The 16,122-nt window shown below is 56.2% G+C and carries 13 protein-coding genes; 6 read left to right on the top strand and 7 right to left on the bottom strand.

What is annotated here, in order from left to right:
- The first annotated feature begins 16 nt into the window (after positions 1 to 16).
- Positions 17 to 277 carry a hypothetical protein gene (locus tag KF752_16370; GenBank protein ID MBX3423133.1) on the top strand — a complete coding sequence of 87 codons (261 nt, stop codon included), beginning with the start codon at positions 17 to 19 and terminating at the stop codon, positions 275 to 277.
- 97 nt (positions 278 to 374) lie between these two features.
- Here KF752_16370 and KF752_16365 read toward each other — a convergent pair whose 3' ends face one another.
- From KF752_16365 to KF752_16355, 3 genes are all read right to left on the bottom strand, one after another.
- The gene (locus tag KF752_16365; protein ID MBX3423132.1) at positions 375 to 1,295 is read right to left on the bottom strand and encodes an alpha/beta hydrolase; all 921 of its coding nucleotides are present in this window, start codon (positions 1,293 to 1,295) and stop codon (positions 375 to 377) included.
- Positions 1,296 to 1,308: 13 nt separating this feature from the next.
- Positions 1,309 to 3,351: a DNA mismatch repair endonuclease MutL gene (gene mutL, locus KF752_16360; protein ID MBX3423131.1), complete on the bottom strand. Its 2,043-nt coding sequence runs from the start codon at positions 3,349 to 3,351 to the stop codon at positions 1,309 to 1,311.
- A gap of 82 nt (positions 3,352 to 3,433) precedes the next feature.
- Positions 3,434 to 4,888 carry a sigma-54-dependent Fis family transcriptional regulator gene (locus KF752_16355; protein ID MBX3423130.1) on the bottom strand — a complete coding sequence of 485 codons (1,455 nt, stop codon included), beginning with the start codon at positions 4,886 to 4,888 and terminating at the stop codon, positions 3,434 to 3,436.
- Between the two features lie 359 nt (positions 4,889 to 5,247).
- Here KF752_16355 and aroH point away from each other — a divergent pair, with 359 nt between their 5' ends.
- Positions 5,248 to 5,682 carry a chorismate mutase gene (gene aroH / locus KF752_16350; GenBank protein ID MBX3423129.1) on the top strand — a complete coding sequence of 145 codons (435 nt, stop codon included), beginning with the start codon at positions 5,248 to 5,250 and terminating at the stop codon, positions 5,680 to 5,682.
- Positions 5,683 to 5,788: 106 nt separating this feature from the next.
- Here the strand turns inward: aroH and KF752_16345 are convergent, their stop codons facing one another.
- The 3 genes from KF752_16345 to thrS all read right to left on the bottom strand — a co-directional run bounded on the left by KF752_16345 (position 5,789) and on the right by thrS (position 10,816).
- Positions 5,789 to 6,907, bottom strand: a complete 1,119-nt coding sequence (locus KF752_16345) for a Gfo/Idh/MocA family oxidoreductase (protein MBX3423128.1) — start codon at positions 6,905 to 6,907, stop codon at positions 5,789 to 5,791.
- Positions 6,908 to 7,099: 192 nt separating this feature from the next.
- Positions 7,100 to 8,476 (bottom strand): MFS transporter, encoded by a 1,377-nt coding sequence (locus KF752_16340; protein MBX3423127.1) that lies wholly within the window; start codon positions 8,474 to 8,476, stop codon positions 7,100 to 7,102.
- A 39-nt stretch (positions 8,477 to 8,515) separates the two neighbouring features.
- Positions 8,516 to 10,816 carry a threonine--tRNA ligase gene (thrS, locus tag KF752_16335; protein MBX3423126.1) on the bottom strand — a complete coding sequence of 767 codons (2,301 nt, stop codon included), beginning with the start codon at positions 10,814 to 10,816 and terminating at the stop codon, positions 8,516 to 8,518.
- Positions 10,817 to 10,930: 114 nt separating this feature from the next.
- Here thrS and KF752_16330 point away from each other — a divergent pair, with 114 nt between their 5' ends.
- The gene (locus KF752_16330) at positions 10,931 to 11,362 is read left to right on the top strand and encodes a hypothetical protein (protein MBX3423125.1); all 432 of its coding nucleotides are present in this window, start codon (positions 10,931 to 10,933) and stop codon (positions 11,360 to 11,362) included.
- 316 nt (positions 11,363 to 11,678) lie between these two features.
- Positions 11,679 to 13,199: a hypothetical protein gene (locus KF752_16325; protein MBX3423124.1), complete on the top strand. Its 1,521-nt coding sequence runs from the start codon at positions 11,679 to 11,681 to the stop codon at positions 13,197 to 13,199.
- A gap of 109 nt (positions 13,200 to 13,308) precedes the next feature.
- Here the strand turns inward: KF752_16325 and KF752_16320 are convergent, their stop codons facing one another.
- Positions 13,309 to 13,734: a secondary thiamine-phosphate synthase enzyme YjbQ gene (locus KF752_16320; protein ID MBX3423123.1), complete on the bottom strand. Its 426-nt coding sequence runs from the start codon at positions 13,732 to 13,734 to the stop codon at positions 13,309 to 13,311.
- Positions 13,735 to 14,234: 500 nt separating this feature from the next.
- Between KF752_16320 and KF752_16315 the strand changes: the two genes are divergently transcribed.
- Together KF752_16315 and KF752_16310 are read left to right on the top strand one after the other, a co-directional pair.
- Positions 14,235 to 14,462 (top strand): hypothetical protein, encoded by a 228-nt coding sequence (locus KF752_16315; protein ID MBX3423122.1) that lies wholly within the window; start codon positions 14,235 to 14,237, stop codon positions 14,460 to 14,462.
- Positions 14,463 to 14,957: 495 nt separating this feature from the next.
- Positions 14,958 to 16,088, top strand: coding sequence for a tetratricopeptide repeat protein (locus KF752_16310; GenBank protein ID MBX3423121.1), 1,131 nt, complete (start codon positions 14,958 to 14,960; stop codon positions 16,086 to 16,088).
- The last annotated feature ends 34 nt before the right edge of the window (positions 16,089 to 16,122 follow it).

The following is a 16,122-nucleotide window of genomic DNA, read 5'->3' as shown; positions in this document are numbered from 1 at the left end:
TTCCTTGGAGGCCAACATGAATGACGCCAGTTTAGAAATGCCGTTAGACCGTGCACCCGACGAAACCGACATTTCGATACGAGCCTACTTTGGCCGAATGAGCGACGAGCGACTGCGGGAGTACCGTAGCGACTGGACTGACGAGCAGGTCATCCAGTGGGACGGCAATTTTCGAGTCGATGGAGCGCTGATGTTAGTCTGCTGTGAGCGCGACATCGACATCGACGAATACCGACAAGTAATCCAAGAGCACATCCAGCGCCGAGGCCTCGCTTAATTGCTTGCCTTTCGGGGCACGTACCTGACTTTCATCCCCCCAGCACTCCATCCCACTGCCAGTGGTGAACGTGCGCGTTGGGCGCTGCGCCAGTGGTTCAGCGTTGCTTCTGTCTCAGCGAATCCAAAAATTTAAACAGCTCCTGCGTTGCCAAATCACCTTCCGTCCCCAGGTTGGCATTGAGTTGTCGATGTGTCGTTTCGGGGGCAGCCAAGACGGTGGAGTCGACGTCAGCAGCCCGCAAGGCGCCATGTAGTCGCTGAGCTTGGGCGGTCGTGTCGGGATGGCCGGCCACACACAGAATCAGAAACGGCGGAATCGACTTGCCTCGTGCAATGTGCGTGACCGCTGAGAAGTCAACGTGCTTCTGGGGGTCGTTACCGAACTTCTGCCGGTGGCCAAAAGTTGGTTGCGGCTGGCCATAGACCAACGCGCGGAATTCAGCCGTCATAATGATGGGTGGCAAGTCAAACGTGTCGCCGTCTATAGGCACACAGCCTGTGAGTACCTGCATGGGAACCTGGACTTCACCCAAGTACCGCTGATCAATGCACATCAGTGCCGCCAACTGTGCTCCTGCAGAATGCCCCATCACGATGATGTGTTGCGGATCGCCACCATAGCGTTCAATATTTCGATGCACCCAGCCAAGGGCTAGTGCCACATCACGAATCAGCTCGCCCATATCGACTTGTGGCAACAGTCGATAATTAGTCGACACAAACACATGTCCGCGCTCACAAAACACTTGAGGCTTAATGTGTACATCGCCCTTGTCGCCACTTTGCCAACCTCCGCCATGAATCCAGAATATCACTGGCAGACGGCGAGCGCCTTGGGGCCAATACACATCCAGCACCTGCTGCTCTTGGGCAGAATCCGTATACGGAATGTTCGTTTGTTGATTCTGGGCTACAGCCTGTGACAGTAGTGTCATCAACAGCAGCCCTGAAAGAATGAACGGCAATTTCACTGGTGGTATTATTGAAGCGCCCCGCAAGAGATCTGGTGGATTCATTTTTGAAACTCAGCTAAGTGCGTTTGAACATTTTGTCGAGTTGCTGGCGGCTGAAGAACAGGGCGGTGGGGCGGCCGTGGGGACAGTGGTGTGTGTCTTGGTAGTGATAGCGTTGCTCTAACAAGGCGGTGACCTCGTCGGCAGTCAATCGGTCGCCAGCTTTAATTGCGGCTTTGCAGGCGAGCATGTGAAGAAGTTCATCGAGCACATCGCGGGCGCAGGGTTGCTGCCCGCCAGACATCAACGGCTCCAAGACCTGTCGCAATACTTCGGCGGGACGCATGTTGGCCAACATGGCGGGATAACTGGTCAGCAAAATTGTGTCGCCCCCAAAAGGTTCGACCTGAATGCCGATCTTGCCAAGCACTTCACGGAATTCAATGGCTGCCGCCGCTTCGACCGGAGTCAAGTCGACGGGCTCGGGCATCAGCAGTTGTTGACTCTCTAAGTTGGAATTGTCGATCCGCTGTCGTAGTTGTTCGTACAAAATGCGCTCGTGCAGGGCGTGCTGGTCCACGACAACCATGCCGTGATCGTCTTGCGTGATCAAATAGCGATTGTGGATTTGAATCCCAAGATGACTGGGCTGCGGTGGAGCGGCTGATTCGAAAGCGTGCTCCGCAGGTCGATCTCTGTTGACAATGTCAGGTGGAGCCTGAGAGGACGCGAAGTCGTCAGGCAGCGGACCACTAGGAAGTGAGCTGTCAGGCCGTGACTTGGTCGCTGCTAATGGTAGCCCGTCCGCGAAGACGGATTCAGTTGGAACGGACGCAGGAGTCCAGTCGTTAGCGGTGTGACCTGTTGGCAGATGGTGCGCGGCAGTGGGGCCGGAAGGGAAGGATGCGGACTGACTGAACGGGCGGAAGGGCGGAACGGGTGTTGGCAAGTTCAGGCCACCAGCCGCTGGGGCTACGCTCGTCATCCGTTGGCTGTGGGCTTGCCAACGCGCCTCGTCGTTATGGTCGATGACGACGGTGCTCGGCTGCGCTGAGTTACCGCTGGACTGTGCGGCATCTCTCAAGCCCAGCGGCAGTGGACCGGGGACGTGACGGGCACGAGCCGTTAGGTCGGTGGTCAAGAATTGATGACGCAGCGTTTGCAGTAGCTGACTGTACAGTTTGCCGCCTTCCAGGAAGCGGACTTCCATCTTGGTAGGATGGACATTCACGTCTACCAGATGCGCTGGCATCTCTAGTCGCAAAAAGCAGACGGGGAAGCGTCCAGTCATCAGCAGTCCGCGATAGGCTTCGCCGAGTGCATGTTGCAATGAGCGATCGCGGATGTAGCGACCATTGAGGAATAGATACTGCATGCGATTATTACTGCGACTGACAGCTGGATCGGCAACGTAGCCAGCCAGTTGAATCTCGTCCTGCTGATTGTCCACGGCAATCAAATTGTCAGCAATTTCGTCGCCAAAAAATTCGCCGATCCGCTGCTTCCAGGAATCGGTGGCGGGCAGGTCGAGTGTGACTCGCGCACCGGTCAGCAGTTTCATCTGCACCTGCGGGAAGGCCAACGCGATCCGCGTGAACGCTTCGAGAATGTGGTTGGTTTCGGTTTGTGGTGTCTTCAAGAATTTGCGGCGTACCGGCGTGTTAAAAAACAGGTTACGCACCTCAATGGTCGTTCCCACCGGGCAGCCCGCCGGTTGTGCTTGCCCAGTCTGTCCGCCACGAACTTCGACCTCGCAGCCCGCGTCCGTTTCAGCCGTTCGCGTGCGGATTGTCAAATGGCTGACCTCGGCGATCGACGCCAACGCTTCGCCGCGGAAACCCAAAGTGTGAACGTCGAATAGATCGTCGGCTGTTTGCAATTTGCTGGTGGCATGACTGGCCAAGGCCAGTGGCACTTGGTCGGCCGTGATGCCGCAGCCGTTGTCGCTCAGCCTAATCAGTTCCATGCCACCGCCTTCGATGGACAGTTCCACGCTGGTTGCACCGGCGTCAATACTGTTTTCCAACAGTTCCTTGACGACGCTGGCCGGCCGCTCGATCACCTCGCCAGCGGCGATCTTGTTCACGAGACTCGGCGGTAGTTGTCGGATAGTTGGCATGGGGAGTAAGAGGTGAACAATCAAGGGTAATGGAAACAGAGTGAGCCGCCATGGGCGAAGGGGAAGCGCGGACGGTAATAGACTATTCGCTTTCGGCAGGCTGTTGACTGTCGAGTTTACGGTATAGGGTTCGTTCGCCGATTTTTAGTATTTCGGCCGCTTTTTTTCGGTTGCCGTTGGTTAGCTTGAGCGTTTCGTTGATCGCCCAGAGTTCAATCTCTTCAAGGGGTTTGCCAACCAACGATGAATCGCTGAAGGAGGGTAGGGGGGCTGCCAAGAGAGAAGGCTCGGCCGCGCGCGGGGCGAGGAGGTCTTCGGGGCTGCTAAGTTCCGGCGGCAAGTCGTTGACATCCAATACGCCGTCGGTATCCAACACGACCATGGTCTCTACGAAATTGCGCAGTTGACGAATATTGCCGGGCCAATCGTAGTCGAAGAATCGTTGCCTGACCGCTGGGGCGAAATGCGCGGCGTTCTTGCCGTGGCGTTTCAGAAAAAATTTGCGGAAGTGATCCATCAGTGGCACAACGTCCTCGCGCCGCTCGCGGAGCGGCGGTAAATGGACGGTCACAATATTTAGGCGGTAATACAGGTCATTGCGAAACGTACCCTGCTGGACCATCGTTTCTAACGGCCGGTTGGTGGCACTGATCAGTCGCACATTGACTTTGATGGCCTTGTTGTCGCCCACGCGGGTAATGCGATGTTCTTCCAGCACGCGCAGCAGTTTGATCTGTGTGCTCATCGGCATGTCGCCGACTTCGTCCAAGAACAGCGAGCCGCCGTCGGTGTACTCAAATGCCCCTACGCGATCGGTGGCTGCGTCGGTAAACGCGCCTTTGACGTGTCCGAACAGTTCACTCTCTACCAATTGCTCGGAGACGGCCCGGACGTTAAGGGCCTTGAGTCGCTTGTGCTTGCGCGGGCTATTTTGATGAATGGCTTGGGCGATCATCTCCTTGCCGGTGCCGCTTTCGCCAGTGATCAGCACAGTGGCGTCGGTGGGAGCAATGCGCTTGATACGGTCGATCACTTCGGTCATCTTGGGGCTGGCAAAGATGATGCCCTCGAAGCCAAACTTTTCATCCAGCCGCTGCCGCAGTTCGGTGTTGGCCTGCTTGAGCATCACGGCTTCGACGGCCTTGGCTGTGACGGCCCGCAGACGATTGGGTGTGATGGGCTTTTCGAGGAAGTTGAACGCCCCCTCCTGCATGGCCTCGACGGCGGTGGGCACGCTAGCATGTCCGGTTACCAGGATCACTTCGCAATCGGGTAGCGATTTTTTGGCCTTTTGCAGTACCTGCATGCCGTCGGCGTCGTTCATGACAAGATCGCTGACCACGATCTGAAAATTGCCACGTTCGATTTGGCTAATCCCCTCTGGGCCACTGGTGGCTACCGTGCAGCGATAGCCGACTTTTTCGAGACTTTCCGTCATCGCCCGCGCGTGGGCCTTGTCGTTATCGACGATCAGTACCGCAAATTCGCGTGGGTCTACCGCCGGGCGTTCTTGGTCAAGAGTACTTTCGTCAGACATGGAATAGTCGAGGTCTTGAAATCGTGTTAAAGGAGTGTTTAACCGTTAACGCAATATGCTGGTCCCCCCTGGCGTATCGCGTGAATGGCATTGGGCAATGAGGGATTTGAAGCGTTCTGCCACGGGTAGCCGCAACGCGCCCCATTTTATGTTGACGGCTGCCGTTTGTGTGGCGACCGAGCGGCCTGGTGGCCTAAAAACCCTGACGAATTGGTACTTGGGACCGCTCGCTGGCTGCAAATGAGTACCACAACTTTGGTCTTGCCGAGGTTGTGTTATACTCTTCGGGGGGTTCAGGCAGATGTAGAGCCGCGGTGGCTCGCTGGATGGACATCATGTGGTTGGGTGACTGGGAAGCGATGAGTGTTGTTTGTCGAGGCGTCCGCGGGGCGACTACTGTTACCAGCAATTCGCGCGACGAAATATTGCAGGCTACACGCCAGATGTTGGCGCTGGTGATCCGCCGCAATGGCATCGACGCCGCTGATATCGCCAGTGCTCAATTTACAGTGACCAGCGATCTGGATGCGGAATTCCCAGCTCTGGCGGCGCGACAATTGGGATGGCTGGAAGTTCCTCTACTGTGCGGTTACGAAATCCGGGTGCCCGGATCGTTGCCCATGTGCATTCGCGTTTTGCTGATGTGGAATACAACCAAGACACAGCACGAGATTCAGCACGTGTATATTCACGAAGCGGTGCGGCTACGCCCCGATCTGTCGAATCTGCCACCGGTTGACTGGGATGAACTGGAAGCTTGGATCAAGCAGAATTTGAATACTGGCAAGTCGTAGCTGGGGTTGTGGCTTATGATGCTAGCAAGTTGTAGCTACTTGAGCCAGATAGTGGTGTGGGGAAGTGGATTGTCCAGGTAATGGTGGGCGTAGCTACGAAGTTGAATCAGCCGAGAGTAAATTCGGGCAGGTTGACGATCTGGCCACCCTGGAGTGCTGATTGATGAGCGCAGATGCCTACGCATGTCCAGTTCGCGCTGGTGATAGCGCCCGGGCGCGGATCGCGGTCCTCGAGTAGCGCACTGACGAACTCATGGACTAAATGCGGATGCGAACCGCCGTGGCCACCGCCTTGAATGAAGGATAGGTGATGCGCATCGTGAATCTGTGAAGGTAACGTGAATCGCTGGATTTCCTTGGGCAGTCGCCAAGCAAAGTCCGGCACCTGGATCTTTTCTGGAATTTCAGGTTCAGGCTTCTTGGCCGTGTGAATCACGTGCGGCTCGTGTTCGATCAGCGTCCATTCAAAACTCTTGTTGGTGCCGTACACGTCAAAACTTTCGCGATACTGACGGGCAACATCGTACAGAAATCGCCAGATGTGAGCTGTCAGGTCGCTGTCTTTGATCTTGATGTGACAGGTTTCCACAGCGAAGCGATTGCCTGATTGCCGGGCGATGTCATCGCGGACGGTGCCTGATCCAAAGCAGCTCACGTACTGGGCCAAGCCGTCAACCAGTCCCAAGCAGGGGCTGACAACGTGCGTGGCGTAGTGCATAGGAATCATCTTCTGCCAATACTCAGGCCAACCGTCCATGTCTTGCGGGTGCGAGGCGGCCAAGTGTTGAATCTTGCCTAGTTCGCCAGAGTCGTACATCTGTTTGATGAACAAAAATTCGCGACTGTAGACCACTGTTTCGGCCATCATGTACTTCAGGCCGGTGGCTTTAACCTTTTCGACAATTTGCCGACACTCATCGATCGTCGTAGCCATCGGAACGGTGCACATGACGTGCTTGCCAGCGTCTAAGGCTTTCAGCGACATCCAGGCGTGGTCGTTGATCGGGCTGTTGATATGCACAAAGTCCACATCGGGATCGGCCAGAACTTGATCGTAGTTAGCATATCGGCGGTCGATGCCAAATTGCTGGGCACACTTGGCCAGTTCCGCCGGATCGCGGCGACAAACAGCCAGGACGTTGGTGCTGGGCAGCGCTTGATAAATGGGAATGAATTCGGCTCCAAATCCCAAGCCAATCATGGCTACGTTCAGAGGTCGTGGCATCGAATTGTTCTCCGGTTGAGTGTGAGCAGTAGCACGGGTCGCCAAAAACCGCAGCGTTAGCGAAGGGGCAAGCTTGGTCCCTCGCTAACGCTGCGGGTGGTGATCGACCGGAAGTACGCAAAGGCGGCGTCGAGCAAGCACAGCAGTCATGTGCAGCCTGCGTAGTATTGTGGCTTAGAAGCGACCGGTCGTCTATGCGGCCAAGTCTTGATTGCGGTCGCTGCGTTTGGCTCGGATCGCTTTTGGGGCCACCGCCGCGCCGGGGTAAGTAGTGGCTCGTCGCAACAGCCGTCGGCCCGTTTGCTGGATGACCTGTGACGACAGTCCACAACTGGCCAGCAGAAACAGCAGTGCCAATGCTCGGCCGCTGGCCGATATGCCGAACAACGTGAAATAACCGAATTGGCTGGCGCCCAATTGAAACAACACCAGACCGCCGACCAGTGCTCCACAACACCAGGCTGAAGTGTTGGCCAAGTTGTAGATGGTCAGTAGTCGTACACGGCGAACGATGGGCAAGGAATCAAACAGCAGCAAGAAAAAACCCAATTCATATGCCGCCCAGCCGATGCCGCTGAGCGTCTGGACTGTTAACAGCCAAGTGTAGTTGGATGAAAAAATCCACAGTACGGGAGCTGGCACAATCATCGCGCCGCCCAGCAGAAGTAGTCGCTGAGCGCCAAACCGCTTGGCGAATTTGCCCCAGCTCGCCAGTGCGACGATCTTGGCGACAAAAGCAGTGGCGATCAATACGGCAAACGCCCAATAGCTGAGCTGCAAGTGCTTGAGCATATACGGGGTGTAGAACGGTCCGGAGACTTGAACCATCCCCTGAACCAGCGCCAAGTACAGAATCAAATTGCGCGGGCTGACGATGCTGCCTTCACGCTGCGCTAGGCTGGCAGAGGTCGCGCTGGCGGCAGGTATGCCACTGGGCAAGAGCTTGCGCAGTGGTTTGGCCGCTGGTGCGCGGTGTGAGGCCAACATCAATACGGAGTAGGATCGTGCTAACCAGGCGACGGCGAACAAGATGGCAAAGGTTTGGATCTCCCAGCCGCCCGGCCGGCCGATTTGCAGCAACATGCCGGCTCCCAAGAATCCACAGCAGGTTGCAATCTGCGAGGCCCGAGTGCGGCCGGCAAAGTAGTTAGCGCGAATGGGTTTAGGCACTAGCTTGTCGATCCAGCTATTCCAAGCCGGGCCGCCAGCCAGCCCCCCGGCCCAGTACAACGATGCGCACAACATCAATCCCCAAGCGCTCATTTGGCCATAGATAGCGGCAATGAACAGTGGAATGAAAGCACAGCCCTGCAGGATTGAAGCGCCGACAACCCACACTTGCTCGCTCACGCCGCGCCGCAGTATCCACGGCGATATCGCTTGCAACACACCGCCCATCAGCAGCGGAACGCTGCCGACCAATCCTGCAGTGACTTCGCCCAAACCAATGGCTAGCGCAAAGGCGGGTAAATACGTTTCGCCAACACCAACCATGACGCCAAATGACGTAGCGTCGGCGGTAGACACGCGCAGATTGTGTCGCAGGGGAGAGCCGGAAATGTGAGACATGTTGAGACTTGGGAAATTCTGGAGATGCGCGGTTGGCTGCTAGTATTCAAAACTGGTTCCGGCCAACTCGGGTTGTCCAGGCTCAGCCGGTGGCTGAGCGACCTGCCGGATGGTTCGCCGAGCGACCTCGTCCAGCAGTTTGTTCATGGCTTGTGCGATGGGCATAGCCCCCAGATCACCGTCGATGCGATCGCGTAGCGCCAACGCGCCGGCCTGTTGCTCTTTGGGGCCGACCACGGCCATGTACGGGATCAGTTCCAACTGGGCATCGCGAATCTTGGCCTGCACTTTAGCTCCACGTGCGTCGGTGCTGACGCGTAGACCCGCTGCAGTCATCGTCCGCTCCAATTCGTAGGCATAGTCGTTTGACTTCTCGCTCAGCGGCAAGATGCGAACCTGCTCTGGAGCTAACCACAGCGGAAACGCGCCCGCAAAGTGTTCGATTAACATGCCTACAAAACGTTCCATGGATCCGAACGGGGCGCGATGAATCATCACCGGTCGGTGCATGGCGTTATCCGGTCCGACGTATTCCAGCTTGAATCGTTCCGGCAAGTTATAGTCTAGTTGCACTGTACCCAATTGCCATTGTCGACCGATGCAATCGCGGACCATGAAGTCCGCCTTGGGGCCGTAAAATGCAGCCTCACCCTCGGCGGCTGTGTAGCTCAGTCCACTGGCATCCAGCACATTACGCAGCGCAGCTTCGGCCTTGGCCCAATTCTCCTCGCTGCCAACGTATTTGTCGCTGCCCGGGTCGCGGAGCGACAACTGAACGCGATAGTCTGTCAGTCCCACACTTTCCAGCACGAAGCGCACCAGTTCGATCGTGTTGCGGAATTCATCTTCGACTTGATCCGGCGTGCAGAAGATGTGAGCATCGTCCTGAGTCAACCCGCGCACGCGCAACATTCCATTCAATTCACCGGTCTGTTCATGGCGATAGACGGTGCCGAATTCCATGAGTCGCAAGGGCAGTTGTTTGTAGGAGCGCGGTTGAGCACGAAACATCTGCGCATGATGCGGGCAGTTCATGGGCTTGAGCAGATACCGTTCGTGCTGCCGCTGCCAAGCTTCTAGGACAGCGATGCGATCTGCGATGGGGGCTGTCGGATTGTAGTCGGGCAGGTCGACCCCCAGGACGCTGGCGGCATCGCTCAACTGTCGTTCGTCGGCAACGGTCAAGCCTTGCTCGCCGCGCAGGCGGTCAATCCAAGCGTCGATCAAACCTCCAGCGGGTTCGCAAAACAACGGCGGGAACTGGCTTTCGCGGTAGTAAGGAAAGTGGCCGCTGGTTTCATACAGTTCAACCCGTCCCACGTGTGGACTGTAGACCGGCTCATAACCGCGTCGCATCAATTCGGTGCGCAAGAAGTCCTCCAGCAAAACGCGGACTCGGGCGCCCTTAGGCAGCCACAGGCACAGGCCTTGGCCGACATCGGGCGTAATGTGAAACAAGCCCATCTTTTTACCCAACACGCGGTGATCGCGGCGCTTGGCCTCTTCGATTTGATCCAAGTAGGCTTGTTGATCCTTGGCGCTGAACCAGGCGGTGCCGTACAGCCGCTGGAGTTGTTTGCCTTGAGCGTCGCCCTTCCAGTAAGCTCCAGCAACGTTCAACAGCTTAAAGGCTTTAATGTGGCTGGCGTCAGGAATGTGAGGGCCTCGACACAAGTCGACGAATTCGCCCTGGCGATAGAAACCCAATTGAGCATGATCAGCCAGACCGGTCTGGATGTGCTCGACCTTAAGCGCCTGTTTCAGGTCACTGCACAACTGCACCGCTTGATCGCGCGGCAGCGAGAATTGATCGAACGTCTCGGCTTGCTGAATGATCTGAGACATCTCACGTTCAATCGCCTCAAAGTCAGCTTCGCTAAGCTTATGCGGCAGATCGAAATCGTAATAGAAACCGTTTTGAATCGTGGGTCCAAAAGCTAGTGAAACACCCGGAAACAATCGCATGACGGCTCGCGCCATAACGTGGGCGCAGGAGTGACGCAGAACGTCCAGCGATTCGGTGTCTTTGTCGGTCAGCAGACGCAGCGGGATTGGATTGGCTGAAGTAAAATCGGTCAGCGGGCGCCGCGCATCGACAATGCGGTCCTCGATCTTGGCAGCCACGACGGCTTTGGCCAGCCGCGGGCCAATTTTGACAGCCACATCCAAAGCGGAAGCCGAGTCTGGATGTTCGACTAATGAACCATCAGGCAATTGAACTTGCAGCATACTAGCTCTCCCGCTCGCGGCATCCTGTGCCAAAAAGGCGAGCTTGAAGAAAGGTGATCTGGTTGTCAGTTCCAGACCACTGGAACTGATCCGCCTCACAAACGGCGGCATGCAGTAGGGTGTTTCCGCAAGTTACAGGCCAAATCTACAGAGTCGCTGCGACTTGCGAAAGTTCGCCAAAGAATGGCAAGGAAGGCAATTTTTCGCAAGAGCGGATTCTTTACAATGCTAGATAAGGCTGTCGCCGATTTTTCCAGGATTTCTGCGCCGTCCAGCCCGCTGGCAGTGACAAAGTCCGATCGCCGATATCGACAACGCAAAGGTACACACAAGGTGAATGAACCGCCCATTGACAGTTCGATCGTTGAAGTTGCTGGACAAACAGGCGGTCAGGCTCCGGGTGCCTCGCAGTCTGGCAGCTCTCGCCGTTCCACGGGACTGAGCGAATTGCTGCATAATCGCAAACTCGTCTTAGCGATCATCTTCCTGGCGATGATGTTTCTGGGATTGCCGCTGTTGTGGGGCAGTCCGGTATTCTCGCGGCTCGAAAAAGCGGTGTGGACAGTTATCGTGCTATTGTACTCGGCAGTGCTGATCACGGGCTTTGCTGCCGTCATGCTCTGGAGCTACCGAGTCATCAGCCAAACGCTGCACTAGAAGCAGACAGTAATGATGGCAATCGTGACAGTACCTACCAGGAATCGACTTTGAATCAGAATCTCACTTGCCTGTCGAACACGACTGTCTAGGATTCGCTGGGGCGTGTCGGGGATGGGGTGCCGAAACTTGCGAAAAAAACGATCGACTGAGCTGTCCTGTACGACCGTTATAACCGGACCAACTGTGGCGGCGTCAATCGAAATCTTTTCGCTTTCAGTCAACGCGGGAGGGAGCGACGTTGACGAAAGCGGTGGCGCTGGCATCAGTTAATAAGTATGCGATTTTTTAGTCCTCTGTGACCCGGGAGAATTTGATGCGACGCCGCTTACTGGCTGCTGGCATGGTCGTAACGATTTGGAGCAGTGCTTGTGCACCGTCGTTGCAGGCGGGACCGCTGATTGATTGGCTGTTTGGCGGACGTCGAACGCCTCCGGCCTATCCAGTGGGTAGTCCGGTTCCCTTGGGAACGGCGGCCACTCAGGCTCCAGCCTATGCAGCCGGCTACGCCGCGCCTGGAATTAGGCCACCCGGCTATGTTGTTCCCGGCTATCCTGCGCCGGGCTACGCGAGCGGCTATGCGCCGTTTAGTGGGCCAACCGCATCGGCAACTGGTTATTCGCCGAATATGGGTGTGTACTACGGCTCATCGCTGCCAACGATTGGGCCGTCTGGAGCCGGTTACATGGCGCCAGCCCCCGGTGGTATCACTGCTGCGACGATGCCTCAGCCGATGTCATTTGTACCCAATTTTAACAGCTCAGCGTTGCGTGCTCCGGTGACATACTATCGGCCGATCATGACTACCGACCCCAACACGGGGGCTCAAGTGGTCACTATGGCACCATGCACTTCTTATCAATACCTAACCCAGCGCGTGCCCACGTTTGGACAGAGTGCACTCTATGGCAGCTATCAACCGCCAGCGATTGCTCCGGCACCGTCGACGATGCCTACATACACCCTGCCCAGCGGCGGAATTCCATTGGCCTATAGTTCGCCTGCGCCAACGATTGGCACGACTGTGCCGATGCCCAGCACGACATACAGTCAGCCAACAATCACCCACAGCTTCCCAAGCACGACGTTCAGTCAGCCCAGCACAACATTGGGCTATGGCGCCTATCAGGGTGGATCGAATTACGCGACAGCACCGCTTAGTAGCTCATCGTACTACAATGGCCCCAGTGGCGGATCGGCGGGAACCATTTATTCGACCACCGTTCCGGGACTCACCGCTCCACAGGCTCCGCATTCGCCTGCCCCAAGTTATTCCGTGCCAGCCAGTCCACCATCGTCCACCTATCCACCATCGTCCCCCTATTCGTCGCCTCAACCGGTACTACCACCATCGGATCCTGCGGATACCAGTCCCAGTCTGCCGTATAACGGCCTTAGGCCACAACTGCGGAGCATCCTGCCCAACGCAGATACATTGGGCAACGAGTCGGCATCGGTTGGTGCACCGATTTTTGATGCCACACCCAAGTCAGCTCCGGCTAGCGTAGATTTCCCAAGCATGACTCCAATTCCAGCCCCTGAGGGGTTGGAGCGGCCCAATTGGAGCAACGGTCTTAAGCGAGACCAAGACATGACCGCGTTGCGGCCTGTTACCCGGGCTGCCGACTATGCAGGACAGTCCAAGAAGATTCATTGGGCAAGCTTTGAGCAAGAGCAGACGCCTGTCCTGAAGAGTCGGCAAGCCGTCCAGTTGGCTGACCAGTATGTCCAGCAGCCGAGCGCTCATGCTGCGGCATCGTCCAACGGGCTGCGCCCCGCAACGAACCCAGCATCGATCCGTCACTACGACAATTCGGGCTGGAAGGTTAGTCAGTAGACTGCAGATGGCAGCCAATATCGCCAATGGCTACCATCTCCAGGCGGTGGCAATCCTAGCTCAGTGGCTACCGTCTAGTAGAGTTGTCGTTGCCAAGCGGTTATCAGACTTAGCTTAATTCTCCCTGCAACGTAGCGACTAAGCGTCGTCGGCCACCGACATTGCGGTGCTCACACAAGTAAATGCCTTGCCACGTTCCCAGTACGAGGCGTCCTTGACGGATGGGCAGCCAAACGGAGCAGCCCAGCAATGACGACTTAACGTGAGCCGGCATATCGTCTGGGCCTTCCAACGTATGCGTCAGCGGCAGGCCCTGTTCAGGGGCCAGTGCGTTGAAGTAAGTCTCCAAGTCGGTCCGCACGTCCGGGTCGGCATTTTCATTGATAGTCAAGCTGGCCGACGTGTGCATGATGAACAGATGCAGCAGGCCAACTCGTATCTTGCCGATGTCCGGCAGTTGGTGGATAACCTCTTCAGTTACCAAATGAAACCCACGAGGCTTTGGGGACAGGCTGAATTCGAATTGATGCCACATAGATCGAGTCGAAAATGTCCAAAAAGATTCAAAAGAAAGGAAAAATTTTCTCGGCCCTCGCTAGATAGCGGAATGGACCGAGAGTGTCTGCTCAGCGGGTTTGTCGGTCGATGCGGCGTTCTACCGCAGTGCTCCGACGGGCTGTGCATAAAGCTAATTAAAGTTCCTTTAAGCGATGGTAAGGGGGGGATCGCGGCTTCAGCGCGAGCTGTCAAGGGCAAATCGATGAAGGCGGCGTTAAACTCGTCGCAAGGAATTCATTCTCGCGCAGTTTCATAGGCGGAACTGACCGTCAGTCAACAGTTTGCGCAAATCACAAATCTGAGAAAAAATTTCTTGACTTCCGTCCTCCTGTGTGAATAATCCTGCCATAGGGGTCTGGGTTCATCAAACTTTAACGGATTCTTCAACAGCCATTGCGGCTTTCCAAGCGGTAGATGAGTTGTGCATCAGCTGGCCATATAACCCTCCCATGGTTTGTATAAGATAGGAACAAGGAAATGAGCGACGTATGTAAGAATGTGTTTGAGGCTATCTTGAAGTATGGCCACGACGAGGACTTCGATCCGATCGTGGACGACTATTTCATGCCTACCGATGCTCCTGCGGGCTCGGCTGAGAAGATCGAAATTTTGCGCAAGCGAGTCGAACTCGGTCAACCGTTGTGGCACCGCGATGACCGCGTTGACTATGCGGGTCTGACTGGTGTCATTCGCCCCCGCGAGTAGCTTTTATTAGCGTCGTCGTCCGACCATCAACGAATCAAACAACACCAGCAAAGCCCGGCCATCCAAGCCGGGCTTTGTCATTGGTAGGCTGTACCTCTCGGGCGCTTACGAGCCAATGCGAGCGTAAGCAACTGATAAGGTGGGCAATTAGCGCGTCTTGGTAATGTGCGTGCCTGAGTAATGCTGTTCAACACGGTTCAAGCGGATCAATAGCAGCAATTGAATTCTCGCTCCATGTTCAATCTACGCGCCGTGCGCTGTATTGAACCGCACTTCCCATGGTCGCTGAGTTCCAGCTATACGTTCCCATCGTAGGCTTCAATCCTCCGGGATCGGCTACCTTCAAACTCAGTGCAAGGATGGCGGTGCATGTGGCGATACAATTGGGCAATCGTAGTAATTTGCATAGCGGCCGCCAACGTTCAGGCGCAATCATTTAGACCGCGTGGACAGGCAGGGGGTAGCCCTCCGCCACAGTCGAGCCGATCGGCCGACATGGGCCGTGCAATTGCTGCCGAAACAAAACAGGGCTACGCATCTGAATCGGCCATTGTCCAAGGCGCTGCGGTATCGCCAGACTTACTTGAGATCTACAGTCGTACCGGTTCGGCCAAGTCTGAGTCGGAGCTTACCGAGATCGCCCGTGCTTGTGCTCGGGTACTCGCTGGATCCGAGCGATCCAAGGCGGACATCCAGTACGCATCGAATCTGTTGGCCTGGTCGCTGAATCGTCGTGGCGAGTTGCGCAGCCAACAAAGCTTGGAACTGACCGAGCTCGATCAAATAGAGCAAGCCGACAAAATGGACCAACTGGCTATTGATGATTTTGCCACTGCGGCCGAGCGTGCGCCCAGCAACTGGCGCTATCGGCATAACTACGCTGTTTCGCTCGTATTGCGTGGCGATTATACGCGAGCGCTCCAGCAGCTCGATCAGACGATTCAGCTGAACAAGCAATATCCCAATGCGTACTTCAATCGAGCAGAGATCTATTTTGAGTCCGGCAAGTACGAGGCTGCTGATAAAGACTATTCCTCCGCCATAGAGCTAGCCGAAGAAGCAGTCTATTTCAATGGTCGCGGACACTGTCGATTTTTGATGCACGAATTTGCTGCAGCTCTGGCTGATTACCGTCGAGCCGCTGAGTTAGGTCGTGATGATGCTGCATTCCACACGGACCTGGGAGATGCCTGCCAGTATTTGGGCCAGTGGGCTGAGGCTGCTAAGGCCTATCGGGCTGCAGTGGCGGCCAATAATCGGTATCTACGAGCCTACCAGAACGCAGCTTGGTTAATGGCTACCTGTCCCCAGCCTGAGCAACGCAATCCCGAACTGGCGGTGTCTGCAGCCAAAAAAGCGCTGGAGTTATCCACGTCGCGTACCGCTGAGCTGGTGGAAACGTTGGCTGCCGCTCACGCTGCATCGGGTCGCTTTGACGACGCTATCCAATTGCAGCAGGAAGCTATGCTGCTCGCCAGACGCGATCCAGCGGCTGAAGAAGGGATGGTGCAGGAGTACCGCCAACGCATCGATCTGTACCAGCAGGGCCAAGCCTATCTCCAGCCCCAGCCGGCTACGCTGATCTCTTCAGTTGGCACTGCGCAAACCACTGCTGCCGTAAAGTAGCGGCCAGCGTTTAACTGGATGAGCGTATCTGCAG

The organism is Pirellulaceae bacterium (genome assembly GCA_019636385.1).
GTDB lineage: Bacteria > Planctomycetota > Planctomycetia > Pirellulales > Pirellulaceae > Aureliella.
Note: the sequence above shows the minus strand (reverse complement) of the source record. Positions and strands in the feature narration are given on the sequence as shown.